Origin of the sequence: Hallella bergensis DSM 17361 (genome assembly GCF_000160535.1) — a bacterium.
In the GTDB taxonomy this organism is placed as follows: Bacteria; Bacteroidota; Bacteroidia; order Bacteroidales; family Bacteroidaceae; genus Prevotella; species Prevotella bergensis.
Genome location: NZ_GG704783.1, coordinates 225,928 through 251,899, shown reverse-complemented (window position 1 = coordinate 251,899; position 25,972 = coordinate 225,928). Strand labels below are relative to the sequence as shown.

At 46.7% G+C, this 25,972-nt stretch carries 20 protein-coding genes and 3 pseudogenes; 18 read left to right on the top strand and 5 right to left on the bottom strand.

Annotated elements, in window-relative coordinates; translation table 11 throughout:
• Positions 1 to 202 precede the first annotated feature (202 nt).
• The 4 genes from HMPREF0645_RS11460 (at position 203) to HMPREF0645_RS14340 (ending at position 5,058) form a co-directional block, all read left to right on the top strand.
• A complete protein-coding gene (locus HMPREF0645_RS11460; RefSeq protein WP_007175187.1) occupies positions 203 to 520 on the top strand; it encodes a hypothetical protein in 318 nt (105 codons plus the stop codon).
• Between the two features lie 297 nt (positions 521 to 817).
• A complete protein-coding gene (locus HMPREF0645_RS11455; protein WP_007175186.1) occupies positions 818 to 1,909 on the top strand; it encodes an AAA family ATPase in 1,092 nt (363 codons plus the stop codon).
• Between the two features lie 26 nt (positions 1,910 to 1,935).
• Positions 1,936 to 4,233: a S8 family peptidase gene (locus HMPREF0645_RS11450; RefSeq protein ID WP_007175185.1), complete on the top strand. Its 2,298-nt coding sequence runs from the start codon at positions 1,936 to 1,938 to the stop codon at positions 4,231 to 4,233.
• Between the two features lie 690 nt (positions 4,234 to 4,923).
• Complete coding sequence (locus tag HMPREF0645_RS14340; protein WP_257009450.1) at positions 4,924 to 5,058, top strand: hypothetical protein; 135 nt, start codon at positions 4,924 to 4,926, stop codon at positions 5,056 to 5,058.
• Positions 5,059 to 5,159: 101 nt separating this feature from the next.
• On the opposite strand, the gene HMPREF0645_RS11445 is transcribed toward HMPREF0645_RS14340, so the two are convergent.
• A complete protein-coding gene (locus tag HMPREF0645_RS11445; RefSeq protein WP_007175181.1) occupies positions 5,160 to 6,566 on the bottom strand; it encodes an ATP-binding protein in 1,407 nt (468 codons plus the stop codon).
• 523 nt (positions 6,567 to 7,089) lie between these two features.
• On the opposite strand from HMPREF0645_RS11445, the gene HMPREF0645_RS11440 reads away from it, so the two are divergent.
• Positions 7,090 to 7,467, top strand: coding sequence for a type IV toxin-antitoxin system AbiEi family antitoxin domain-containing protein (locus tag HMPREF0645_RS11440; protein ID WP_007175179.1), 378 nt, complete (start codon positions 7,090 to 7,092; stop codon positions 7,465 to 7,467).
• A gap of 189 nt (positions 7,468 to 7,656) precedes the next feature.
• On the opposite strand, the pseudogene HMPREF0645_RS13450 reads toward HMPREF0645_RS11440, so the two are convergent.
• A pseudogene (locus tag HMPREF0645_RS13450) lies at positions 7,657 to 7,827 on the bottom strand (HipA N-terminal domain-containing protein); the annotation flags it as partial.
• Positions 7,828 to 8,012: 185 nt separating this feature from the next.
• Between HMPREF0645_RS13450 and HMPREF0645_RS11435 the strand changes: the two are divergent.
• The gene (locus HMPREF0645_RS11435; protein WP_007175177.1) at positions 8,013 to 9,248 is read left to right on the top strand and encodes a clostripain-related cysteine peptidase; all 1,236 of its coding nucleotides are present in this window, start codon (positions 8,013 to 8,015) and stop codon (positions 9,246 to 9,248) included.
• Here HMPREF0645_RS11435 and HMPREF0645_RS11430 read toward each other — a convergent pair.
• The gene (locus HMPREF0645_RS11430; protein WP_169305463.1) at positions 9,238 to 9,825 is read right to left on the bottom strand and encodes an RNA polymerase sigma factor; all 588 of its coding nucleotides are present in this window, start codon (positions 9,823 to 9,825) and stop codon (positions 9,238 to 9,240) included. The genes HMPREF0645_RS11435 and HMPREF0645_RS11430 overlap by 11 nt on opposite strands.
• Positions 9,826 to 10,227: 402 nt before the next feature.
• Here HMPREF0645_RS11430 and HMPREF0645_RS13025 point away from each other — a divergent pair, with 402 nt between their 5' ends.
• The 12 genes from HMPREF0645_RS13025 to HMPREF0645_RS11370 all read left to right on the top strand — a co-directional run bounded on the left by HMPREF0645_RS13025 (position 10,228) and on the right by HMPREF0645_RS11370 (position 24,513).
• Positions 10,228 to 11,226, top strand: coding sequence for a FecR family protein (locus HMPREF0645_RS13025; RefSeq protein WP_007175175.1), 999 nt, complete (start codon positions 10,228 to 10,230; stop codon positions 11,224 to 11,226).
• A gap of 133 nt (positions 11,227 to 11,359) precedes the next feature.
• A complete protein-coding gene (locus HMPREF0645_RS11420; protein WP_245544029.1) occupies positions 11,360 to 14,605 on the top strand; it encodes a TonB-dependent receptor in 3,246 nt (1,081 codons plus the stop codon).
• A gap of 156 nt (positions 14,606 to 14,761) precedes the next feature.
• A complete protein-coding gene (locus HMPREF0645_RS11415; RefSeq protein WP_007175173.1) occupies positions 14,762 to 16,099 on the top strand; it encodes a hypothetical protein in 1,338 nt (445 codons plus the stop codon).
• Between the two features lie 76 nt (positions 16,100 to 16,175).
• Positions 16,176 to 17,069, top strand: coding sequence for a DUF6383 domain-containing protein (locus tag HMPREF0645_RS11410; RefSeq protein WP_007175172.1), 894 nt, complete (start codon positions 16,176 to 16,178; stop codon positions 17,067 to 17,069).
• Between the two features lie 214 nt (positions 17,070 to 17,283).
• Entirely contained in the window at positions 17,284 to 17,997 is a 714-nt protein-coding gene (locus HMPREF0645_RS11405; protein ID WP_007175171.1) for a hypothetical protein, read from the top strand.
• Positions 17,998 to 18,098: 101 nt separating this feature from the next.
• Positions 18,099 to 19,163 (top strand): phosphate ABC transporter substrate-binding protein PstS, encoded by a 1,065-nt coding sequence (pstS, locus tag HMPREF0645_RS11400; RefSeq protein WP_156777924.1) that lies wholly within the window; start codon positions 18,099 to 18,101, stop codon positions 19,161 to 19,163.
• Positions 19,164 to 19,702: 539 nt separating this feature from the next.
• Entirely contained in the window at positions 19,703 to 20,032 is a 330-nt protein-coding gene (locus HMPREF0645_RS11395; protein ID WP_007175169.1) for a hypothetical protein, read from the top strand.
• Positions 20,025 to 20,228, top strand: coding sequence for a helix-turn-helix domain-containing protein (locus HMPREF0645_RS11390; RefSeq protein WP_007175168.1), 204 nt, complete (start codon positions 20,025 to 20,027; stop codon positions 20,226 to 20,228). Before HMPREF0645_RS11395 ends, HMPREF0645_RS11390 begins: the two co-directional genes overlap by 8 nt.
• Before the next feature lie 109 nt (positions 20,229 to 20,337).
• Entirely contained in the window at positions 20,338 to 23,451 is a 3,114-nt protein-coding gene (gene dnaG / locus HMPREF0645_RS11385; protein WP_007175166.1) for a DNA primase, read from the top strand.
• A gap of 63 nt (positions 23,452 to 23,514) precedes the next feature.
• Complete coding sequence (locus HMPREF0645_RS11380) at positions 23,515 to 24,063, top strand: hypothetical protein (RefSeq protein WP_044123592.1); 549 nt, start codon at positions 23,515 to 23,517, stop codon at positions 24,061 to 24,063.
• Positions 24,064 to 24,082: 19 nt separating this feature from the next.
• Positions 24,083 to 24,391 (top strand): helix-turn-helix transcriptional regulator, encoded by a 309-nt coding sequence (locus HMPREF0645_RS11375; RefSeq protein WP_004347501.1) that lies wholly within the window; start codon positions 24,083 to 24,085, stop codon positions 24,389 to 24,391.
• Complete coding sequence (locus HMPREF0645_RS11370; protein ID WP_007175163.1) at positions 24,391 to 24,513, top strand: hypothetical protein; 123 nt, start codon at positions 24,391 to 24,393, stop codon at positions 24,511 to 24,513. The genes HMPREF0645_RS11375 and HMPREF0645_RS11370 overlap by 1 nt, the downstream gene beginning before the upstream one ends.
• Before the next feature lie 485 nt (positions 24,514 to 24,998).
• On the opposite strand, the pseudogene HMPREF0645_RS11365 reads toward HMPREF0645_RS11370, so the two are convergent.
• Together HMPREF0645_RS11365 and HMPREF0645_RS14245 are read right to left on the bottom strand one after the other, a co-directional pair.
• Positions 24,999 to 25,354: pseudogene (locus HMPREF0645_RS11365) on the bottom strand (hypothetical protein).
• A gap of 413 nt (positions 25,355 to 25,767) precedes the next feature.
• Positions 25,768 to 25,939, bottom strand: a pseudogene (locus HMPREF0645_RS14245) (IS982 family transposase); the annotation flags it as partial.
• Positions 25,940 to 25,972: the final 33 nt, after the last annotated feature.

The following is a 25,972-nucleotide window of genomic DNA, read 5'->3' as shown; positions in this document are numbered from 1 at the left end:
TGCTGAGCAACTTTTTGTTGCTCAGGTACTTAAAAAGTTTAATTTATAATAGTGTTGCGGAATTAAGGACATTTATTATTTTGTTAGACTATATTTCGACGAGTGCAAATTTAAAGCAGACCATAGAAATATTTGTGGTTTTAATATATATGGAGATATATTTACGTACACACACGTAATGAACCGGCATTATTTCCCATACATGAATTTAGGAAATGGTGCATCTATGAATGACAATATTCATGGGGTAGATATTAGAAACCTACCGGCATCATTGCTTGATTTAGTGGAATTGCATGCAAAATATAAGGCAATAGACAAAAAAACCGAATATCTTTTATTTCGAATAAATGGTGATCCTTATATTTTATGGATTAAGTATGGTAAAATCGGAACGTTGCAAAATGTAGAGGGATTCGAAATACGGTCTTTCTACAAATGTTCTGAGCAAAGGGATTTTGATAGATATAATTATACAACTACAATAAAAGTGGACGACCAGATAATTGTTGTATTATAAATCACTATAAAAATGGATAGTATGTCTTTGAAGTTAAAGAAACTTGTTATACATGCATATAATTTGCGAAGCATTATACGAAGTTAATTAGCTGCGATTCATTGCTGTATTTAAGCATAAGGGGTAATTCAACTCTGATGTATTCAAATCCTAATGATAATTAATACGTTTTTATTTATTGCGTGTACGATTATATGATAATTCTGCACGATATATGTTAAAACAGAGTTAATTTCTATATTACAAGTGCCAGTAAAATTGTTTTATCACTATCTTTGCACCAAAAATAGGAAATCCATGTCTACAGATATACTTAGAATAATAGAAGGTGGTCTTTCGAATGATAAAAGAAAGATTATCAATTACTCCAAACGCTTGGCAGAGAGATTAAAGGCTGAAGGTGACGAGGAGATGGCTGAGTGCATTTTGGCTCAAATAGAGGCTTCAACCAGTAGAAGCGCAGCTACTATGGATGCCATGCGTATGATACCACTGGATGCAGACAGTAAGCTGCAGATAGTTGAGGTAATACCTGAGAATAGCAATCATACAGATATTGTGCTGTCGGATGTGGTAGAGCGCCGGGTGAAGGATTTTATCAATGTGGTGAATAATTCAGATGAATTGGAGTTATCAGGTCTTGACTTACAGAAATCTCTATTGTTGTATGGTGCACCAGGATGTGGTAAAACCTCGATAGCACATTATATCAGTGAACAGACAGGCTTACCTCTCGTGGTGGCCCGCCTGGATGGTATCGTATCATCACTGCTGGGTAGCACAGCAAAGAATCTTAGAAAAATCTTTCAGTATGCCAGCAGTATGCCTTGCATTTTGTTCTTGGATGAGTTTGATGCCATAGCAAAAGCTCGTGACGATAATCACGAACTGGGCGAATTGAAACGCGTGATTAATAGTTTGTTGCAGAATATTGATGAGTTGCCTTCGTCATGTGTATTGCTTGCAGCTACCAACCATCCTGACTTACTGGATAAGGCCGTGTGGCGCAGGTTTTTTATGAAGCTGGAAGTGGAAATGCCAGATAAGGATGCCATTGTTAAGATCGTAACTTCACAATTAAGTGGATTTGATGCTACTGTAACAGATGATAGCGCAAAGATGAATATTCTTACTGACTTGTTGAAGGATTTTTCACCATCGGATATTGTGACGATGCTGAATAAGTTGAAGGTGCAGAGCGTAATCAATGGCACGAAACAGATATCATACGAACAGATTGTGGCTGCAATTTATGAGTACGACGGAAAGCATAAGAAGAAGGATGATTTTGTGAAGTACCTGAGTCAGTATGGGGTTGCCCAAACATCTATCTCTATCTTGGCAAATATCAGCGTAAGACAAGTAAGAAATATATTATCTGAAAAATAATCTAATAAAATAACGATCTAATTATTATGGCTAAAACATTACCGATCCAACAAGTTTCTTTTAGGGGAGAAAAAGACGTGTTTTTGGCTGAAGGCGGCGGTGGCGGAAAAGCACCGAAATGGGTGAATGATAAAAATATCGAGCGTAATGCGCATGAGGTGTTCACGAATCTTACAGGGATGAGTAACTATTTCGATAGAGAGCGCTCATTGCCATTGCTGACAGAAGTAATTTTAGAAGAAAAGGCTACAGCAAAATCGCATCGTCCAAGCATCAGAAAAATGTTTGACGTGAGAACAAAACGCAATGTTCTGGGATCAGCTACAGCAGGTAAACTGCTTGTAAAAATCGATTCTAAGAGTGATTATGATACAATTAAAGGTAGATTTGCAAATAGACAAATTGGCGTGAAATCTACAAGGATAGGTTTGGCTGCCATCAAGAAGATCAAGAAATATGAAGCCGAGATAGATCCAACATTGGAGGAAGGTGATACAGCAAAGGTGCAATTGGTGGATTATCTGAATGAAGAATTGAACCATCGTTCGAATTTGATGTTGAGGGATTGGTGTAGTGCAGAAGGTTTAGATGCTGAAGAATTACACTATGCCAGTGGTTTGCGATTGTTCTCAATTTCAAATACAACTCGTGATAACCTGAAGACAATAGCAACTATGGATGGAGTCCTTTCGGTAAGGAAGATGCCCACTATTGAGTTTGAAGTAGCACCAGATTTAGAAGCATCAACAATGGATGTGATGCGCCCTAAGGAAAATGTATCTTACCCAAAAGTGGGTATCATGGATTCAGGTGTTTCGGCTAATAACTATCTGGCGTCTTGGGTTTCAAATGAAGATAATATTTCTGGACTTTTGGAAACTGACCAGGCTCTTCGTCATGGAAGCATGGTGGCCAGTGTAATCAATTATGGTGATATGCTGGAAGAGAAGGAACTAACCCAGACGGGACCTTGTATGATTCAGAGTTGCATTGTTAACAGTGATCGTGTTACCGTGTCAGAGAAAGAGTTGGTGCGTTATATTAGGGAATCTATTGCTAGACATCCAGACGTGAATGTGTGGAATCTATCCCAAGGCTCAAAAATTGAAGTCGAGGATGGAAGGTTTTCGGATTTTGCTGTCGCCTTGGATAGTTTTCAAAAGCTGTATGGTGTTTTGATATGTAAATCGGCAGGTAATGTGGAGCTGGGAGATGCGCGTATCAGAATTACTCATGGAGCAGACTCTCTGATGAGTCTTGTAGTTGGAAGTATCGCGCATGCGAAAACTACTGTGAGGGATGCAGAGGTCAATCATCGAAGTCCATTTTCAAGAGTAGGACCTGGTGTGGAATTTACGGTGAAACCAGACCTTGTGCATTATGGCGGTAATATAGATACCCATATGAAGATGCTGTCGGAAATGGGAAGGTCGATTTCACTATGTAGTGGTACAAGTTTCTCAACACCTCGTGTGGCTTCTTTGGCTGCGAATTTGGCTTTTGAATTAGGAGGTAATTTTGATCCATTGCTCATCAGAACCCTTTTGATACATCATGCCGACTATCCTGAGGAAGTAACCACGGCTACTGAAAATCTGAAGAAGGAAATGGGATATGGATTGCCTGCTGGTCTCGTGGAAATGACAAAGAATGATGCAGACGAGTGCACAATGGTATTTCAACACACATTGGATAAGGGCAGGGATGTTGTATCGCTAGATTTTCCATATCCTGAAAGTCTTGTTGATGATGAAGGATATTTCTATGGAGATATTCGTGTGACAATAGTATTGGATCCGGTGTTGGATGCCAGTCAAGGAAATGAGTATTGTCAGAGTCAGGCAAGCGTGTTTCTTGAGACCTATGATCATGTGGAGCATGTAAGAATGGAAGGGACGATACGTAATGAGGCAAGAACTTCTAGTGATGCAGTGAATGTGCTGAATGCTAGTTTATATAGAGCTGCTTCGAAGAATCTTGAGCGGGCAAGTGAACGTGTGCTGATAGAAAATGCTGGTAAGTTCTCGCCAGTGAAGAAATATCATGTTGATCTTTCTTCGATGACTCCAAAGAACAAAGAGAAAGCATTGACGAGCGGACGTAAATGGGCTCTAAAATTAGAGGGGCTTTATCGCGAAGCAGCTGAGCAGTCAAGGGAACGTGATGGTATTGATATCTCACAGAGATTAGTTTTGGCGGTGACCATCACAGATCCACAGCATAAGGGTGTGGTATATTCAGAATGCATGCAGCAACTCAATGCGCGAGGTTATATCCATTCTAGTATCCTAACTCGTGCTCATGTTCAGATAGATAATGATTAACTAGCCATTAGTGTTAAGGCGAATTCCTTAGCAAGTGTAACGTGTGCCTTATTTATATCGTAATTAAATGAAACAAAGAATATTCGACTTTTTCTCTCAAAGAGAGATGGATGAGCCCAAAGTTACTCCAGAGCAGATAGCAAAGTTCCCTAATATATTTCAACTAATAAAACTACACTTTTCCACTTGGAAAAATATTTCCTAAGTCATTGAAATAGAAGGATAATAAAGAAAAGACGTCAATTATTATTTGTGTATTAGCATTGATAACAATCTGATTTATAATATAGTAATATTCCTTCTATGAATGCAAATATACAAAGGATTTCAGAGTTAGAGTAGCTCCTTAGTATAAAAAGGCAACCAACTGGTCGATTTAATCTCTTTTGGCCAGTTGGCTCTGGGGCATGTATTGTCCTGACACTCCCTAGACAAGAACCATGGTGTTGATATGGTTCAGTTAATCCTCTCGCTCGTCATTTTGCACATCCTTTTCCGCATTAATCAGACTTCAATCATAGGTATGTATAATGCCCACTTTTATGATTTACTCGAAACAGGAAAGAACTGATATAGCCTTTCCATGAACCGTTCTGAAATGAACTGGCGTATTGTCCTGTTTAGCATGTTTTGTTGCACTATTGTCCGTAAGTACAATGGAAGAGAGTCCTCATAATAATAGTAAGACTATTGGCTGTATTGACAGAATATCTCATGATTGACATCTCCGAGACAATGGCCAAGATCGTGGGTGGCGATACAGAAACTGAGAAGATAATCGACATCGTGAAATTGTTGACGGTGCAGTCCACATCCACTGATTAACATACTTTGACCCACAGCAAACACAATGATTTTAAGGCATATCTGCCTAGAACTATCTGATAGAAATGCGGTAATATCGCAAGTGGGAAAGTTTAGTAATATTATACTTTTTCTTTAGGGGTATCCTCTTGAAGCATAGACGCTATGATGTCTTTGGGATAATAGCATGGAACATCAGCCTTGGTTTTTGTCTTGAGGAACAATATCGGGTGTACCTTTTGCCCCTTCTTTACGAATGGTAAGCGGCTGGCACGGCTTGTTAATTGCTCATAAATAGTCTGTGCATCGTCGCGTTCTCGCCATTTACATTCTGCCACGAGGATGTGTTTTTTGTCGAGCGACTCAGCCACAAGGTCGAGCTCTATCTGTTCGTAGTCATTGCTGCCATCTTCTTTTGGTATGCCGCCCCACCACCGTGAGGCATTGCCATAGACTACACCATCGATTTCATTACCTGTCACGAAGCCGCGACAAATCCTTTTCCATACCTGTCCAACGTATGTGCTGAAGTCTTTACGGATAATGTCCATTACGAGATTCTGACGGTCGAGTTCAATGAGGTATTTGTTGGGATTGATAAACCTGTAATAGAAGGAAAGAAAGTTATCACCAAGACGATACAGTCCTTTCTTGCTACTCTTCGGATTGTCGCCAAATGGTATATCTTTCTCCACATAGCCTAAATCGGTCAGTATGCTGATGGGCTGAGAAAGGTTGGTCGCAGGCTGCTGCATACGACTGGCTATTTCCGAAATGCGATTCACCCCGTTGCCCACCGTTGTAAGTAATGAGAAAGACGTAGCCGTATCACGACGTTCGTCACGGAGCAACCGAGTTGGCTCATCGTACAGCGTGCCATAATTATTGACCAACAGATTGCGTACCGCCACTTCCAAGGTGTCGAAGTCGGCACGAAGTTCCCAGTAGCGAGGCACACCATCCCAAACGGCATATTCCTCAACAGCCTGCTGGTCGGAACAATGCAGGGCTTCTTTTATATAAGGCAAACGCAGTTGCTTCAGCTTTGGCTGCCAAGCACAGCGTTGATATAGGGGAGACTTCTCATTGAGTACCAATGAGTGCATCATTAGTTGAGAGGAACCACAAAGTATCAAGTTGTATTTCAGTTTTTTGTTATCCACCAATCGTTGAATGATGGAAGGAAGCGAAGGATCGCTCTTGACGAGATACGAAAACTCGTCTAAACACACTGATGTGTTCTCTCCAACGTATAGATTGACGGAGGTGAGTATCGTTTCCCAATCATGGTATGACACACGGTCAAATCCATCAAACGTAAACGAAACAGTCTTGGCAAAGGAATCTATCTGCTGCTGCGTCTGTGCTTCTTCGCTCAGATGGTACACATCCTGATCGGTCAAAACATGCTTGATGAGTTCTGACTTTCCAATACGCCGCCTGCCATAAATTACAATCAGCACAGGCCGGTTAAGGCCCAGCGTGCGCTTGAACGTTGCAGTTTCTTCTATTCTATCAATAAATTCCATATTATCAATAATTATCTTTGCAAAACATTATGTTTTGCAAAGATAATATTTTAATCACTATCAATACACAAAATCACCAATCATTTTAACTCTAATCAAAATTATGTTTGCGAAAGATTATGTTTACCGAATATAATATAGGTGAAGTGAATACGGTGAATGACACTCTTCATGCAAACAAGAGACCCTTTGAAAGAGCTTTTGGTTTGCACATACAGCAAGGTCATTTCCCTAAAAAACGCATTCTATCCTATAGCTTCCCATATCAAAAATTAAATATTTGGTTGGCACAGTAATGTTAGTTCTATACATTACAACATTGAAAGAGCAGATGCACTTAAGATGATGAATAAGGATAGTGAACCCTTTCAACTTTGGATTACTGGTGATGCTTACAATGAAAATTAATGCTGGTCAATAAAATAACTTAAAAACACTATAATAGAACAAACTTTTTGCTATCTATTTGCGAAGTTAGACAAGAAATGTCTATTGTTGCAAACAAAATATTAAATGAGAGAAAATGGCAAGCATAGCAAACTGGATATATGATAAGCCTCTCAGAGGCAATTACACCTTCACACACGATGAGGTGAAGCAGGCATACTCTGATATGAGTGCTGGCAGCATTGCACGGGCACTGACCAGAGAGGTGAGCAAGGGACGGATTATGTCGCCTCTGCGCGGATTCTACGTCATAGTACCAGATGAGTATGTGCTGCGTGGGGCAGTGCCACAGTCGTTTTACTTGGACGACATGATGCACCATTTGGGACGTAAATACTATGTGGCTCTGTTGAGCGCGGCAAGTTATCACGGGGCCTCGCATCAGGTCCCGCTGCGGTTCAGTGTGATGATAGAGCCTCCCGCTTTGATTCATAATTTGTTAAACACAAAGTAGCGATTGGAACATGCGATCTTATAGAATCAGATTTGAAAACAACTCTGAAAGAAGTGCAGAAATTAGGCACTAAGAGTTGTTCATATGAAGGGGCGCGTGGCATGATGCAGTAATGAAACAACTAAAGGATGGAGGTGTAGATGGTATTACAACGAAAATCAAATTGCGAAGTGTCACATCAAGCAGCTATCCTTCAGGTATCAGTCCGTCAAAAAATGGAAACAATACTGGGCTCACGAATGTTTCTGTTTGTAATGGGAGCGTCAGGCTAACAGGCATTGCATCTTTACGGTTGAGAAACGATTCGTCATAGCAGAAGTGATATTCGCCACCATCTTCTGTCAGGATGCCAGCAAGGATACTTTTTCAATATACCTCAGCTTGGCTCATTGTTTCTTGGTAGCCGTTAATACGTAATCAAACCTCTCACGCTCCCATAGGGCTCGTCCTGAATCTTTCCAGAAGTGTTTTTGTATTTTATTCTATTTTTAAAGTCTTTGTAACTTCTACTGACTATCTTTGTGCCATTTATTAACCATCCAAGCATGAAGAGCTCAAAGAAACTTTCCCTTGTCCATGGGGTACGGCGGCTGGCCTACCTCCTCCTCTTGTCCGCATGCCTCCTCGCCTGTTCGTCTGAGGAGAACGGTACAATGCCCGGCACCCCCCTTTCTTTCACGACACTGGTCTATATGATGGCCGACAACTCCATGGATTCACAGGTGGATTATGCGGTCGGTCAGCTCAAGCAGGGAATGAAAAGCAAGGACGTGGGCAACACGGTGATCTATCTCGACCGGCAGGATGCTTCACCACGGCTGTTCCGCATTTCAAGGCAGGGAGAAGAAATACCCCTTAAAGACTATCCAGAGGAGAACTCGGCCAAGGCGGAAACGCTGGTGCGTGTCATTGGTGAGACTAAGCAGCTTGTCCCTGCCGACCATTTCGGGCTTGTGCTGTGGGGACATGCCACGGGCTGGCTGCCGGGAGGCTATTCGCACCACATAATGCAGGTCAGCGCCCCTTCACGTCAAAATCTCAACACCCGATATATGGGCCTTGACGGCACGCCCAACGAGGCAACCACCTCTCCATTGATAGAGATAGACGCCCTGGCTAAGTTGCTGCCCGACCAGGTGGCTGACTACATTTGGTTCGATGCCTGTCTAATGGCGAATGTCGAGACGTTCTACCAGCTACGCCACAAGTGCCAGTACCTCATCGGGTCGCCCACGGTAGTACTTGCCGAAGCCCAGTACGACGTTTCGGGCATTCCCTATGCCAAGGTGCTGCCTTTTCTGTTCGGTGGAAAGGATGCTTTGGTGCAGGCCTGCAAGACCTATTATCGCCACTATGAGGGAAAGAAATACAGCAATATGCGCTCTGCCACGATTACACTGGTTGATGCGTCCAAGATGGATGCCCTCCACCAGAATGTGAACGTCCTCTTGAAGAACAGGCTGTCCGGCGTGGAGACGATGGACACCCGCACCCTGCAAGCCTACCATCGCGACAATGACCCACACGTCTTTTTCGACCTGGCTGACATGATTCATCAGTCAACAAACCAAGCCACTCCGGCATTCGACAAAGCCCTGTCCGATGCGGTGCTCTACAAGGCCGCCACCAACAAGTTCCTTGACCAGCTTACGCTCGTCCCCGGCCATTGCTGCGGGCTGAGCGTCTATGTCCCTTTGAAACAATGGAACGCTACCAAAGAATACAAGTATTATTTCAGGGAAATGGAGTGGAGCGAAGTTTACGGTCGTGTCACTCCGTAAACATCAGCAGGGCTAAGAGCATGTAGCCACCTTGAATCAGAGCAAGGCGGATATTCCTGCGCATGAGGCTATATTTCTTATAGACAGTGGCTTCCGTATAGCCTACCATCCTGCCCACTTCACGAGCAGGGCAGCCTTCCGCCATTTTGCGGAACACGATTTGTTCCCTTTTTCTGTATCTATTCAATACTTTCGAGACGATGGATTCAATCTCCCGACTGGCTATGCCACCTGAGGCATCCGCCGACTCATCCTCCATGCTGTTCACGGCGAACTTAAGCTGCTCTTTATCATCCAAGGATGCCAGACCGTACTTTTTTTGCAGTGCTTCTTTTCGGTATAGGTCGATGACCTGACAGCGGGCTAAGTTCATCAGGAAACCCTTAATCCCGTCCGACGATTCGAGATGCGTCAATTCTTCTGCTCTTTCCAGGAGGGTAAGCCACAGAGACTGCGCCATGTCGCTGGCAGCCTCCTTGCCGTGCGTCCTGCAATAATAGGTAATTAGAGTATCCTCATACCGTGTGTATAGAGTGGAAAAAGCCTTCTGCCACCCTTCACATCTTGATGCAATCATCCGGAGCGCTTCAAGATCATCCATTTCCGTTGTTTCACCTACGATCGATCGCTGTTCATAGATTAACATGCGGCAAAGGTAGTTTGGGATTATTAAAATATCAATACAATTTTATGAATAATCTGTTATAAAAAATAGAAGCGTTCATGCGGCCCTTTCTTCTGGAAAGCCTTTAAAATAAGGACAAGAGAAAACTTAACATGATTGTAACGTGATTTGCGGTAAAGGTCACCCCTTTTCTTCGGTATTATATATAGAGGGGCATCTCATTTTTGAGTACCATTCGGACGTCATGCCTGCGCACTGGGAGCATCAATGCCCTTCATGGAAAATGAAACCAGAGTTCGGTTAAGAACTCAACATCATGATTTCCGATCAATGTAAACTAATTATGGATTGATTATGAATGAGTATATGAACGAGGAAAAGAGGAAGCACGCCAAGGAAGCTTGCGACTTCTACAATAAGTACATGACATCGTCTTCTGACACCTCTCTCCAGGCAGATGACCTTGAAGACGACATGCCGGAAGATTCCCCGACAAGGATCTCTCCACTGAAAGCCTGGCAAATTGAGCAATGCAAGCACATGACCCGAAAGGCACTGTCTGCTCGACTGGGCTTCAACATCGTGGGTTCACCACGGACGGCAAGGCCCAGGTTCTTTGGCATTGCAGCAGCGGTGCTGATCCTCTTCGGTGTAGGCATCATGCTCACCTGGCTTGACCTGCAGCCTGTTCCGCAGCATCGCCTACAGCAGTTGGCTCACTGTGTCACCGATACCACAATCACCCTGCTCGACGGCACGCGGGTGGATCTCCAGGCTGGTAGTTCCCTCTCCATCGCCGACGATTTTGGACGTTCTTCCCGTGTGGTCGCTCTAAGCGGACAAGCATTCTTCGATGTCGCCACCGATTCTGCCCGCCTGTTCACTGTCGAAGCCGGACAGCTCCACGCCGTAGTTCACGGCACATCTTTTAATGTGTTCGCCCATCCTGGGCAGGCTATCAGCGAGATTACCGTGAGTAGCGGATGTGTCGAGGTGAAGAAAGCCCACGGTGGACACTCCTTCGGCCGTTATCGTCACGGCGACCAAATCGCCTACGATGCCAGGACAGCACGGGCAACGGTACATCAGGTAGACGTGAACGACATGACTGAATGGCAACGTCATGAGTTTCGCCTGACCGATGCCACGCGACAGCAGTTCTGCGACAAGATACGTCGCCACTTCGGCAAGGAGATCGTCATTCGCGACAATGCCATCGATGCCTCCGCCCGCATCAACTATTCAGCCACCGCAGCGCGTCCCACCGTGACCAACGTGATGAATGATATCTGCGTCATTTTTAATGTGCAGTATGCCGACCTGGGCAATGCCATCATCATCTCAACTCGGTAAGGGCATGCAGACGATATTAATAGCGGAACGTGATGAATCACGCCCCTACGACAAGCGGACGATATCAAAAGCGGAACGTGATGAATCACGCCCCTACGACAAAACAAGAATATCAATAAACATAAACAAAACAATGAAAAAAAGGAATTACACTTTTCCCCAATCCTTTATCGCAGGGTTTCTGCTGCTGGTAGGAGGTCTGGTCGTATGGCCGTCATTACGCGCCAATGCAACATCTGCCAGCAGTATGACCACAACAGCAAACACCCCCACAGCAACAGTCAAAAGCCCAGTGGCGACAGCTGGCTATCCGAAGGAAAAACTCAGCAGCCGACTCAAGAGAATACAGCAGCAATACGGTGTAGACATCAACTACGACTCGTCCAACATGGATAACATCAGCGTGAAGGCCTCGCGAAAAGTCAGTGTGGAGAACGATCTCGCCAATGCACTCGCCGCCACACCTTACAGCTACAGGAAAGGTGCAGGAGCCAAGTCGTACGTAGTCTATAAAGATGCCAACAAGCCACGGCTCACGCCAACCGCTCAGAGACAGGCTTCTGCTACTACAGGGCGTGGCACCATTGCGGGCACCGTGCTCGACAAGGAGGGATTCCCCGTCATCGGCGCCACCGTCACGGTGGTGGGCATGAGCGGCAAGGGAGGCGTCACCGATATCAAAGGGCACTACAAGATTACCAACCTGCCCGCCCGCTCGTTCACCGTCGAGGCCTCGTGCATCTCCTTTCAAAAGATGCGCATCTCCGATGTCAAGGTGCGCGGCGGCAAGTCCACGCCGCTCGACTTCATCCTGCAGGAGGCCACCAACGAGCTGCAGGGTGTCACCGTTACAGCGTCCTACGGCAATGCCACTACCAATGCCATGCTCGCCCAGCAGAAGAACCGCATGGCCATGAGCGACGGCATCAGTGCCGACCTCATTCGAAAGACCCCCGACAACAACGTGGCGCAGGTCTTGGGCCGCGTCTCGGGTGTCACCATCGACAAGGGTAAATATGTGGTGGTGCGCGGCATGAGCGAACGTTACAACAACGTGCAGCTCAACGGGGCCGCCCTGCCCAGCACTGAGCCCAACAAGCGCAACTTCTCTTTCGACGTCATCCCCGCCGGACTGGTGGACAAGGTGACCATCGCCAAAACCTTCACCCCCGACTTGCCCGCCGAGTTCACGGGCGGATTGGTGGAGGTCAACACGCTGTCCGTGCCCACGAAGAAGTTTCTCAACGTGAGCATCGGCACGGGTATCAATACCATTTCCACTGGCAAAACCATGGAGACGGGCATCAACTACGCCTCCGACTATCTCTTCGGCAATATCAAGGATCGCAAGTGGACCACCGAGGACCATTCTGCCGAGGCAGCTGACGTGTACTGCAAGAACGCCGCTAAGAAAAACCGCATCCAGTTTTTCAAGTACAAGGCCTTGCCGCTGCAGACCTACTCGCTCACGGCAGGCATTCCCATCACCTTGCACAACGGCCACAAGCTCGGCGCTGTGCTCGCCCTGACCTACCGCAACGAACAGACCATCCACAACATCAAGGAGGCGCGTATGATCAGTGCCGACTCTCTCTTTCGCACCAACCGAGCCTACAACTTCGTCACCGCCACCGGTGCCGTACTCAACATGGGCTGGCAGGCGCGCAACCACAAAATTACGTGGCGCAATCTCTTCAACAACCGCTTCACCCACACCACCACCGACCGCTTTATCGTCACCGATTACACCGCATGGTGGGCCAGGGAGCTCTACAGCAACCCGCTGCGCACGTGGATGTTCCAGACACAGATGGACGGCGAGCACAAGTTCTGGGAGGATCAGCTCATCCTCACTTGGAATGCCTCCTACAACAAGGTGAACCGCACCAACCCCAACACTGCATTGGCCGAAGCGAGTATGGCAGGTGACCGCTCTACGACGAATATCTTTGGCTGGGGACCCGCCAGTGGCAGCGTCGCTCAAAATGATCTTAACAGTGGTCATCTGATGTATTCCGACCTGAACGAAAGCAAGAAGACCGCAGGGGTCAACGTGGAGCATCCTTTCGAGGTGGCAGGCAATAAGCAGCGTGTCAAGGCTGGTTACATGGGTACCTTTCGCCGGTCCGATTTTTTCCAGCAATACCTCAAATCCTTCTTTGTCGATATTTACGGCAGTTTTCCCGAGGAGGGCATACCGCTTAACGATGCCTTCAATCCCAAATGGTTCGAACAGGGTTTGGCGGTATATAAGCCGGCCGGCATCAAGGGTTCATACGCTGACTATTACGAGGGCATCCAGGACGTGCATGCCGCCTACCTGATGGGCGATTTCACTTTCTTCAACCGTCTCCACCTCACCGCTGGCGTGCGTATGGAGGATGCCCAAACAAGCACCACCACGAGAACAGCCATCCAGACTTCTACGAGTGTTAACTGGAACGACACTACTATTTCCATCAAAAACACCGACTGGCTGCCCGCTGCTACCTTGGTCTATAACATCACATCGACGCTCAACGCCCGCCTGGCCTTCAGCAAGACCCTGGCCCGCCCTGAGTTCCGTGAACTCACGTTCACCCCATACTATAGAGTGGAAGACCGCATGATTACCTATACAAAATTTGGAGATTATGTCAAGCAGTCCAAAATCACCAACTGGGACCTGCGCTTCGAGTGGTACCCTTCCATGGGCGAGGTGGTCTCATTGAGCCTATTCCACAAGAAGTTCAAAGATCCGGCAGAGGTCTATACCTGGCTAAGACAGGACGGTCACAACTACGACGAGATTCATGCCAATCTGCCCGAAGCCACCGCCAAGGGCATCGAACTGAACGTGCGCAAGTCGTTAGGCTTTCTGCTGCCTGGCTCCTTCCTCCGCGATCTTTGGTTCACGGGCAACTTCTCGATTATCGATGGTACAGTGAAACTCAACTACGATGAGAGCATACAGAACAGTTATAAGAATCGCAGACGCCCATTAATGGGAATGTCGCCCTACACCGTGAACGTGGGGTTGGGCTACTTCGGTAAGCAGCTTAGCGCTACAGTCAACTATGGGCGCAAAGGACGCAGTCTGCTACTATCAGCGGAGAATGATGCGTATGACATCTACGAGAATCCTCGCAATGTGCTTGACCTACAACTTGCCGCTAAGTTCCTGAAAAATCGGCTTGAGGTAAAGTTCAATGCCAGCGACCTGCTTCACGAAGACTACATCCTCTACCGCAACTGCCACGGGTACATCGACACAAGTGGCAACTGGTCGGATGTTGTCGATTGGACGGACAAGGGTATGGACTATACCCCCGGCGACTGGGTGATCAGCCGCATCAACAAGGGGGTGAATCTCTCCCTGACGGTAAGTTATCAACTTTAATTCACCCGTAAGGGTACTACATCAACTCGAGATAGTATGCAGAAGGACCAGATACGTGAAAGTCCAGCCAAGTAAGATAACAACAGTGGAACTTTTCATCCTTGACGGTCCCGAGGCATCTATTTATAATCATTTATTAACTAAATTCATTCTATTATGAAGAATTTTAAAAAGTTCGCCATGCTCCTCGTAGCAGTCATGGCAGTTGGAGTCACAATGACTTCGTGTTCAAATGAGGACGAAACAATCCCTGTAGTGAACAATGTACGTGCAACGGAAACGCTGTCGAGTATCATCAGTGCTGACAAGACGTTGTACAGCAATGTCACCTATCAGCTCAGTGGAAAAACCTACGTCACCAACGGTGCCACGCTCACCATTCAGCCGGGTACACGCATTGAGGGTCTTTACAACAGTGAAAACACCAAGGCTTCTGCTCTAATCATCACCCGTGGGTGCAAAATCATGGCTCAGGGTACAGCCGACCAGCCTATCGTGTTCACAGCCCAAAATGGACAGAAAGGCGGCTGGGGCGGTCTCGTAATTCTTGGCAAGGCTGTTGTCAATCAGGGCACGGAGTGTGCCATTGAGGGCATCGACGCATCCACAGCACCCGCAGGCGTGGACATCCATTTCGGCGGTACGAACGACAACGACAATTCTGGCGTGTTGAGCTATGTACGCGTGGAATATGCCGGTGCCAGCATTGCTGCCGACAATGAGCTGAACGCCTTCACCTTCGGTGGCGTGGGTCGTGGTACGCGGCTCGACCACTGCCAGGCATTTCATGGTGCCGACGATGCCTTCGAGTTCTTCGGCGGATGCGTCAACGGCAAGTACCTTGTTTCCACTGCCACCGACGACGATGGTCTCGACTTCGACTGGGGGTACACAGGAACTATCCAGTATGCGCTGGTCACCATCGAGCCTACCATGACCTATTCGAAAGACCCGAATGGTATCGAATGTGACAATGACAAACTTGGTTCTACAAAGGCTCCCTTCACTCATCCTGTATTGAGCAATTTGACGATAAAAGGAACTGTAAATGGACAGGTAGCCCGGGTTGGTAAAAGCGGAACCGCTCTGAAGTCTTGCACTGATTTCCGACGCAACTGTGAGTTCACTCTGGTCAATAGCGTAGTTTATGGCTTCCCAAGAGGTATTCTGAGAGAAACCAAGAACTCTAACTATGTTTTAGAAGACAATGTTGTGTGTGCTGCTTCACATGGACAGGTAGCTGGTATTAACTTCAGTACGGATAAGAGTGCAAACGATACGTTTACTCCTTCAAAAACCAATGTTGGATTGGCGGATTACGGTGCTATGGGAATCAAAAATGCATGGGGAAGTTACAAGACCAATGATTTGAGTCCAAAAACTGATCCTGCTTATTCTGGTGCTTACTCTCTCCCAAGTATAGAGAGTGTCAGCTATAAAGGTGCTTTTGATCCTGAGGGCACGGTTTGGACTACTGAGGCTTGGGTAAGATAAATAAAAAATATTCTCAGGATGGTAGGCTGGTCAAGGTCGGCTTACTATCCTTTGAAACATTTAAAAAGAACAATAAATGAAAACCAAAATTTTACTTTTCGCTATGCTGCTTGGCAGCACTATGTGTGCACATGCACAGGAAAACTTGGTGAATAATCCCGGATTTGAGGGAGAAACCATAGTTATCAATGAGGAAAAAGGTATCATTCATCCGGTGGGTTGGTATTCTGATCCTGGAATACAAGAGAAAGATAATGGGCATTTTAATACAATTGTAGACGAAGCGCATTCTGGAAATGCCGCTGTATATATATATCAGTCCTCGAAAGACGTTCCAATCAGTGCCGTGTTTGCGCAAAGTATTGATGTTGCCAATGTCGGTTTGGATAAGACATATACTTTCTCGTTTTGGTATAAAGTGCAGAAAGGGTCAAGTTATAACGGCACTCCTATGACTTTCCAATATGGCATAAGTATGTGGGATTCTCCCGATGCGACGAATCCTCGTTCTGCAAATAAACGGTTAGGCAATCAAGGTGTGTTTCTTTCTGGTGAAACCAAAGAAGGAGACTGGACATTCGTCACTGTGGACTATGACTATGGAGACCATCTTTCAAAATTCACGCCAACTAAATATACAAAAGACAAAACCAATATCCACTACATGAATTATGGAGTATTTGTTTACGATGGCGATCTCTTGCTTGATGACTTCTCTCTGACGGTGAAAGGCGGCACGAGCGGCATCGAGTCCACAACAGCCAATCAGCCGCTGCCCGTGAAGGTGGATGGTGGCGAGCTGTATGTGGGCGGCGTGAAAGGCAGCCGCATCACTGTGTACGACGCCATTGGCAGGACGGTGGCCAATACCGTGGCAACCAGCGAGACCACCCACATCAGTAACTTGCCCAAGAACCAACTGTTGGTGGTGAAAGCCGGAAACAAGACGGCAAAGGTAATGATGAGATAATTCATAATTCATAATTCATAATGCACAATGCATAATGCATAATTCACAATGCATAATGCATAATTCACAATGCACAATGCATCATTATTTCCATCCGAACTGTTATCATGCACTTGGAAAAAATGCTATCGGTCGGAGGAATCATAACAACAAGGTGGTGTGCCGCACACTCTGCTGGCAACTCCGCCTTGTTTCTACCAAAATATTGTAAAGAATGAAAATACTCAATCAAATCTTTCTCACGGCAACGGCCGTGGTGCTGTTGGCGAGTTGCAGTTATGATGACGAGCCCTTGGACGGCGGCTACTATCATCTGACGGTGGCAGAGCCCTATTCGTATGACTCTTGCTATTTCATGCTGGATGGTCAGAGTTCTTCAGGTAAGACAGCAAGTCTATCTAAGGATAGGGTTTTCACGAACAGCACCTACCGCGTCCGCGCAGAAGCGAAGGGCGTGTTGCAGGGCTTTCGCAAAGGAGCCGACCAGCCCGATTTCTCCATGAACGTGGACCTTAGCCAGCAGCGTGACTTCACCTTCGTGCAATTGCCGGGGCAGAAACTCATGACACCCGACGAGTCGGAAGGTGGCGAGCCGATGCCTACACAGACGGGACATGTCAAGGCTCGCTTCTTCTACACAGACAGATTTTATCCCGACATTCACCATCTACGCGTGCAGATACTCGGTGGTAAGACTCCCTTTGCCAGCAAGGAGGTGTTGTCTGTGTCGCTGGATCAGAACGTGCCGGGGAAGTTCGTGGAGATAGACACCACGGCGCAGGCCAACTTCTACTTCCGTCTCTACAATGCGGATGTGACACCCGAGAAGCGTATCGGCTTTATGCCCACGCTGATGAAGTTTGACAGCGATGCCCGCCAAACCTTGCAGGTGAATGGACATTCGGGAAATATTGAATATGAGTTTTAATGAACAATGCACAATTCATAATTCATCATGCTCATTACTTTCCGTTGGTCTGTGACCTTCGGTTCAAACCTCAAAGTTCAAACCTCAAAGTTCAAAGTTCAATGTTCAAAGTAAAAAATATCTTATTGATGCTCTGTATGTTCTCCATCACCACTCATGCGGAGAACGGGAGCGTGGTGAAGGCTCCATCGGCTGCCTCGCACAAGACGGTGGTGACGGCAGCCGGAGCAACGCTGCCCCTGCCTTTCTACAACAAAGCGTTCGAGTTGTACTGGGAGAAAAACGACGTACCCGTGACCTATGCCGGTATCGGCTCGGAGCGGGGTCTGAAAGCTCTGCAACGCCGACAGATCGACTTTGCGGGCGTGGACGTGCTGCCCACCAAAGCAGAGCGCGACAGCCTGCCGGGAAAGGTGCTGGCACTGCCCACCTGTATGGGAGCGGTGACTGTGGCCTACAACCTGAAGGGTACGGACAACCTGCGGCTGACGGGCGAACTGCTGGCCGACATCTTCATGGGTAAAATCGTGAAGTGGAACGATGCCCGCATTGCAGCGGTGAACCCCAAGCTATCACTGCCCGACCGGGAGATTACCCCCGTGTTCCGTCTCGACGGCAGCGGCACCACCTACGTGTTCTCCCAGTATCTCTCAAAGGTGAGCGACGCATGGAAAAACGCTATGGGCGTGGGCAAGAAGATAGGCTGCAAGGTGGGCGTGGCTGCCAATGGCAATACTGGCGTGGCAGGCCTGGTGGAACGCATACCAGGAAGCATCGGCTATGTGGCGACGGAATACACCACCGCCTTCGACACGCAACGGGCATGGCTGCGCAATGCCGCCGGCACGTTTGTGCTGCCCACGCAGGTGAGCATCATGGCCGCTGCCGAACAGGAGGGCAATGCCACCGACATCACCAACGCCACCGCTGCCGGGGCATACCCCATCAGCTGCTACACCTGGGTGTTGGTGTATCAGGAGCATAGCTACGCCTTGCGGTCATATCATGAGGCACAGGAGACGGTGAGCGTGCTGCGCTGGCTGCTCAGTCCAGAGGCACAAGAGCTGACCACCCGTCTGCTCTACTCGCCACTGCCCACCCGCACCGCTGCTACCGCCGCACGCCTGCTGGACAGCATGACGTATGAGGGCAAGAAGATGAAATAGCCCCCCCCCTGCCTCTTTGGCATCCTCAAAAGAAACATCCCCTCATGAGGACTCCTCATGAAATCTTTTTTATTCTTCATAACGTGAACGCTTGTGGCGCACCGCAACTTACCCTTGCGGTCGTCCACAGGCGTTTTTGTTTGCCTTGTAGCCTCGATGGCGGAGAAAATCTTGAACCTTATCAAAAATTCCTGTTGAGTATGAATATTCCATTCGTGTCCGTCAGATGATTGACAAAAGCAGTCTCTCTCCTTCTTCATAGGAAGCGTTGGGTAACGTTAAATACTTGGTTGGTTGGTCGATTTAAGCTGATTGGTTTTCGTTTTCTACCATTTTTGCTTATATTTTTGTAGCAAAAATTTAATTTCTGTTTCCTGTCAAACCATTTTGACCCAAAAAGGGAAATCAGAAATTCTACATTCGATGAAACGGAAGCCATGGAAGGATTTTTTGCATTTTTGATATTCCCTCAGCAAGATAGATGCTCATTCTCTTTTGGATCTCAGTGCAATATTGCCCTCATTTAAAATCAGAAGATTATGCCAAAAGTAGAGAGAGTTATCCATCCAACGACATGGATTAGGGAAATTCATGTAGGCCAGTTGAAGATCACCAATGTATCACTGGACAAGCGTCACAGTTTTGTGAACATGATCAGCGACTACAACCGCTCTTGGGGAGCCATCGCTGGTAAGTTCATCCATTACAGCTACAACAGCTATGGCTGCCGGCTGGCCATCTATGCAGTATCATCAGAGGAACGTAAACAGGAATTAAACAAGGAAACAGATGAAGGAAAATGGAAAGAAAAACTCCCCATTGATTTCTACGGAAAGAAAGAATGGGAAACGGAAAGCGAGCATGACTGATTTCATGGCTGCCAGTCATGGAGTACTTAACACCTCGGACACGGTCTATACCGTGCCCGACATCGCCCTTATGCTCGGACGCAAGGAGTGTACCATCAGGAAGCGCATCGAAAAAGGTCTTATCCCAGCTCATAAGATGGGTCGTTGTTGGTATGTCCTGAAATCGGAGTTCATTGCAGAATTAAGAGATACTTAGCAAATCCTCTAAATAACAAGTGACTAAGTAGAAGCCCTTGGCCGACCCGCTGAGAAGCCAGTCGGCTGAGGCATTTTTTTTATAACCCCAAACATGATTAGAGGATGAAATGATACCCAAGGCCATTATAGAAAAGATACTTGATGCGGCGCATATAGAAGAGGTGGTGGGCGAGTTCTTGTCACTCCAGAAGCGAGGCATCATCTATCGTGCGCTGTGTCCTTTCCATCAGGAGAAGACACCGTCGTTTACAGTTACGCCCAACCGCAGCATGTTCTACTGTTTCGGGTGCCATAAAGGAGGTAATGCGATTACCTTCCTGATGGAGCATGAGAACATGACCTACCCGGAGGCCGTGAAGTGGCTGGGCAGGAAGTACGGCATAGAGGTGGAGGAACGTGAGGAAACCATCGATGAGAAGCAGCAGCGCCTGAAACGTGAGTCGCTACTGATTGTCAATGCCACCGTACATAAACATTACCGTGAGGTGTTTCTGCGCTACAAGCCTGCCCAGGACTATGCCTACCGCCGCTGGGGGCAGAAGTATTGCGATGAGATAGAGATCGGTTTTGCGCCCATCGACGGCAAAGCCCTCGTTCGTCTGCCCTTGCAAAAGGAATTTCTCCAGGAGTTGGGACTCATTAACAAGCAGGGCTACGACTTCTTCCAGAACCGTATCGTCATCCCTATCAAAGACCGCTACCAGCACATCATCGGCTTCACGGCAAGGGTGATGGACGACAGTCAGCCCAAGTATCTCAATAGCAAGGACTCGTTTCTTTACAATAAGCGTAACACGGTCTTTGGTTTGGACGTGGCATGGCGGGCGGCAGGAAAGGCCGAGCAGATGTACCTTGTGGAGGGAGCCCCCGACTGTATGCGTCTGCATGCCATTGGTGTGCAGAACGCCGTGGCCGACCTTGGTTCGGCATGGACAGCGGAGCAGTTTCAACTCATCAAGAGGGCAGCCAGTAAGGTGTGCTTCATTCCCGACAACGACCCACCCAAGGGCGGCGCCGATTATGGTACGGGTATCGAAGCCGTAATGAAGGCAGGGAAGCTCGCCACTGAACAGAACCTTATCGTATCGGTCAAGGAAATACCCACCTCCGAAGAAGGTAAGAAGGAAGATCCCGATACCTATTTCAAGAATCAAGCTCTCTTCAAGGCTGTAGAGGAAGAGGACTTTATCCTGTGGCTGGCCGCCAAACTATTTGAGACAAGCGGCAACACTGAGCAAAAGAGTGATGCCGTGAAGCAGATAGCCCACCTGTTGTCCTTTATCGATGACGACACCAAGCTCACCATGTTCATTGATGCCCTCACCAAATATCACCGAGGAAAACTCTTCTGGCAGAAAGCCGTCGAGAACGAGAGGACGAGGCGCGACAGCCCAAAGGAGGACGAAATCGACCTAAGCCGTCAGTACGGTTTTTGGATAGACCACGGCAAATACTTCTCCACCACCGAGAAGGGAGGAGTGATTGAATGGAGCAATTTTACGCTGACACCACTCTTCCACATCAAGGACCCGCTTATGGCCAAACGACTCTTCTTGCTCACCAACGAGTTGGGCATCAAGGAAATTATAGAGATGGAGCAGGAAGACCTTATCTCGCTGCAAAAGTTCCGCCAAAAACTCGAATCTCTCGGCAACTTCATCTGGAAGGCTGGCGAGAAGGAACTCATTAAGCTGAAGTGCTTCCTCTACGAAAAGACCGAGACAGCAGCCCAAATCAAGCAGCTCGGCTGGAACAAGAAAGGCTTCTATGCTTTTGGCAACGGTATCTATTATGGAGGCAAGTTCAGTGAAGTCAACGAGTACGGTATCGTACACCTGGACGAGAAGGGTAACTACTACCTGCCAGCCTTCTCTCAGATTTATAAGGAAAACACTGACTATTTCCGTTTTGAGCGTCAGTTTGTGCATTTCAATTTCTCAATGATTTTGCTCCGAGACTTCACCCGTCAGCTCTTCCTCGTCTTTGGCGACAATGGCAAGATAGGCTTCTGCTTTTATCTTGCCACCCTTTTCCGTGACATCATCACCCTCACCACACGCTCATTCCCCATCCTCGATCTCTTCGGTCCGAAGGGTTCTGGCAAGAGTGAGTTAGGACACACCTTGATGTCGTTCTTCGTGATTGACAACATACCGCCTAACATACAGAACTCCACCATTCCCGCCCTCAACGACACGGTAGCTGCCGCCGCCAATGCTCTGGTGCACATCGACGAATACAAGAACGGCATCGACACCGCCAAGATAGAGTTTATCAAGGGCCTTTGGGACGGTACGGGGCGCACGCGCATGAACATGACCACCGACAAGAAGAAGGAGACCACCGCCGTAGATGCAGGCGTGATTATCTCCGGACAAGAGATGCCTACGACCGACATCGCACTCTTCAGCCGGCTTATCTTCCTCTCGTTTCCCAAGTCAGACTTTACAGATGATGAAAAGAAGAACTACCAAAGATTGCTCATGATGCGTTCCAAAGGAATGACGCACTTAACCCTACAGCTTTTGACCTATAGAGAACTGTTTGTCAAAGCCTTTTATGACCAGTATCATTTGATATTGGATGATGTAAACAAACGGTTAGGCAGTAGGAATGTCATCGACCGCATTGTGCAAAACTGGGTGGTCCCACTTACAGCCTTTCGATGTTTGGAAGGCAAATTGGATTTGCCTCTTTCGTATTCAGAAGTATTGAATATCACGGTTGAAGGCATTATACACCAAAACATGGAATGTAAGACAAATGACGAGTTGGGTAGCTTCTGGCGCATGGTGCAGTTTCTCAATAGTGAGGGAGAAATTTACGAAGATGCCGATTTTAGAATTAGAACTGTCAGCCGGTTCCATTCCAGTATCATCAATGAAACCGAATGGGCAGAGCCGCACAAGATACTCTATCTTCAAAAGACCCGCATCTTCATGCTTTACAAGCTTAATGCCCACCGCAACGGAGAGACCTCACTGCCCGAAGAGTCGCTCCGTTACTATTTGGAAAACAGCAAAGAGTATCTGGGCGAGCAGCGCATGACGTATCATGTTGTCAAAAAGGGTAACCAGGTCCTTGACTTCGATCACCGTGATGCCAAGGGGCAGCCCACCAAAATGTCCGTCCAACAACGTTCCTATTGCTTTGATTATGAGAAGCTCGTCGAGGCGTTTGACATCAATCTGGAGATGGCAAGGGAAGAAAATAATAGTTAAATACAACCTATGAGTTGTATAATTCAAATATATAACTTATCTTTGCAACATAAAAGAAAGAACATGACGTTCGATAAAATTACTGACGACGGTCGTCTATGGGCTGTGCGATACAATGGAGAGAGCGATAATGCACTCTATACGCTGTTTGACAAGTGGGGCGACGTAGTATGGCTTAGACAATTCTTCCGTGATAATTGGGATGATCTGATAGCCTACTTCAAGGTGACAGACATCAACCAAGCCATAGAAGACACGATTGAGGACAGCGATCAACTGCAATGTTTGATGCTGGACTTAAATCCTGATTCAGACTTAGAATTGCTATTTCACCCATTGGAAAACTTCCGCACCTCGGAGATGGTGCTCGGCAAAGAAAAAGCCAGGCTGAAACGAACGATTCGTCATTCTTCGTGGCTTCGCATCTATGCTATAAAGTTATCACAAGGCGTGTATGTCATCACAGGTGGGGCAATTAAACTTACGCTCAAAATGGAAGAGCGAAGCCATACAAAGGCGGAATTGGCAAAACTGGAAAAAGTCCGCCGTTTTCTCCTGAATGAGGATATTATCGACGATGATTCTTTTATAGATTATGTTACCACAATATAATATAAAGAAGGAGGTAAGTATGAACCGAATTATAAGCAAACTGGAGGCGCATGAGAGCAAGACACCCTCTCGCTGGCGTGAGGCTGCCGAGTACCGACAGGCTAACAAGTCGTGGCTCCGCCACTCGCAGCGTATTGCGATGCTTATGCTCGACAAGATGGACGAACTCCATCTCACCCAGACAGAACTTGCCCAGCGTATGGGCTGTTCGCAGCAGTATGTGTCAAAGATACTCCGAGGGAAAGAGAATCTCTCCATCGAGACGCTTTGTAAGATAGAGGATGCCCTCTCACTCCACTTACTCCCCAGCGAGGTAGAAACGGTTTGATGAAGTTATACTCACATGACGAGATGCTCAACCGAGTGTTGGGCAGCAAAAACACGCCTGCCCGTAATGCTTACGAGCAGAAAACGAATCGCTTCTTGAAAAAGATAAAAGACGCTCATTGAGCAAAAAAGAGAAGTAACAAGACTCACTCTGTATACCTTAAGAACTGCTTGTGAGTCATGATAGGCTACCCGCCATTCTCAGGTAATTTGTCCTGGTAATGGCGACTTCATTTTTACCCTAAAAAAATCTCAGTAAACCCCAAAAATGCTTGTCTTGCTTGTCTTATATGTCTTGTCGTTGAGTATCAATAAATTATATGTCTCTGATGTTGTCTTGACTTGTCATTGCTTGTCTTAGAAAATGGTCGAAGTGGAGAATCTCTCTATTTTAGTCAAATAATATAAGTCATGTCTAATAATAAAGAATATTATATTCTTGAATATCAATACTTTATGTGTTTATGACAAATAAGACAGAAAAGACAGCCAAAATATATATGTCCTACAAAAATAAAAAGGCGGAAGCTTCGCCTATTCTATAACGCTTAGCTGCACTCGGCCATTTGAAAGCGAGCTTTCATGGCTCTCGCTTGCAAAATCTTTCGTTACTGCTCATCATATAGCTTTGACAGGAAATCCTGTAATCGCTTATCCTGTATCTCGGCAAGTGGACAGTGGTTAAAGTCTGATATCTGCCTAATGCTCAACATGCCCAGTCCATACCGCGAGCCATCCACCTTGATGCCTTCCATCTCCCTTACAGAGGCGTAGCCATACTCCGTTTCAGCTATCCCCACTACGATACAGAACAAAGTAAAGTCGTTGCCTTTTGGTTGCCCCTCCAGTACATACCAGCGGATGAGTCCAATTCAAACACACAGACGCAAGTGGCGTTCTTCTGCTTCCCGTCCTGAGAATAAAGAGGGAAGTTTTTCAACTGTTCGGCGAGTTTTGCCGTCATCAAATGATTTACAATATAAAATGCTATTGTGGAGCAGTGGTGAGCACCCCGTTACCTAACTTTGTTTAGTTTCCCTCTTGTGAAATCTAATGACTTCTTCGGGGGAACGAACCTGAGTTCGGGATAAGAGAAATCAAGGAATCTAAGCGGCTTTATCTGCCTATTGGCGCAAAATGTACTTGGAACAATTGACTGGAGATGTATAAGCAAGGCCAAAGGATAAGAATGGTGACGAGCTTTTTATTCCAAAGGACAAACGTGCATTGTCTCGTAATCTTGGGCTTTTCTTTTTATGAATCCCAGCGATAGGCAGACAATGCCTACCTGCTCAAAGAGCCGAAACAAGAAGACAGAAAGACTGACTTGTTAAAAAGAATGCGTCCAGCAGAGCGTGCCGCCTTAATGGAAGAGGGTTGAGGAACTTTTCTTTTCCCGTTGACTTGATTTCCAGCATATTGCTTGCAGATTTCAAGTATTTTTTTGAACTTTGCCATGAGGTTGTGCATCACAAAGATTTTATGACCTAATTGGGTTTGTACCACTAAGTTACTAAAAAGTTAACGACGTGTACAACTTTTTACTCATGTTTATCAACTTAAATTAATTCCGCCAACGAGT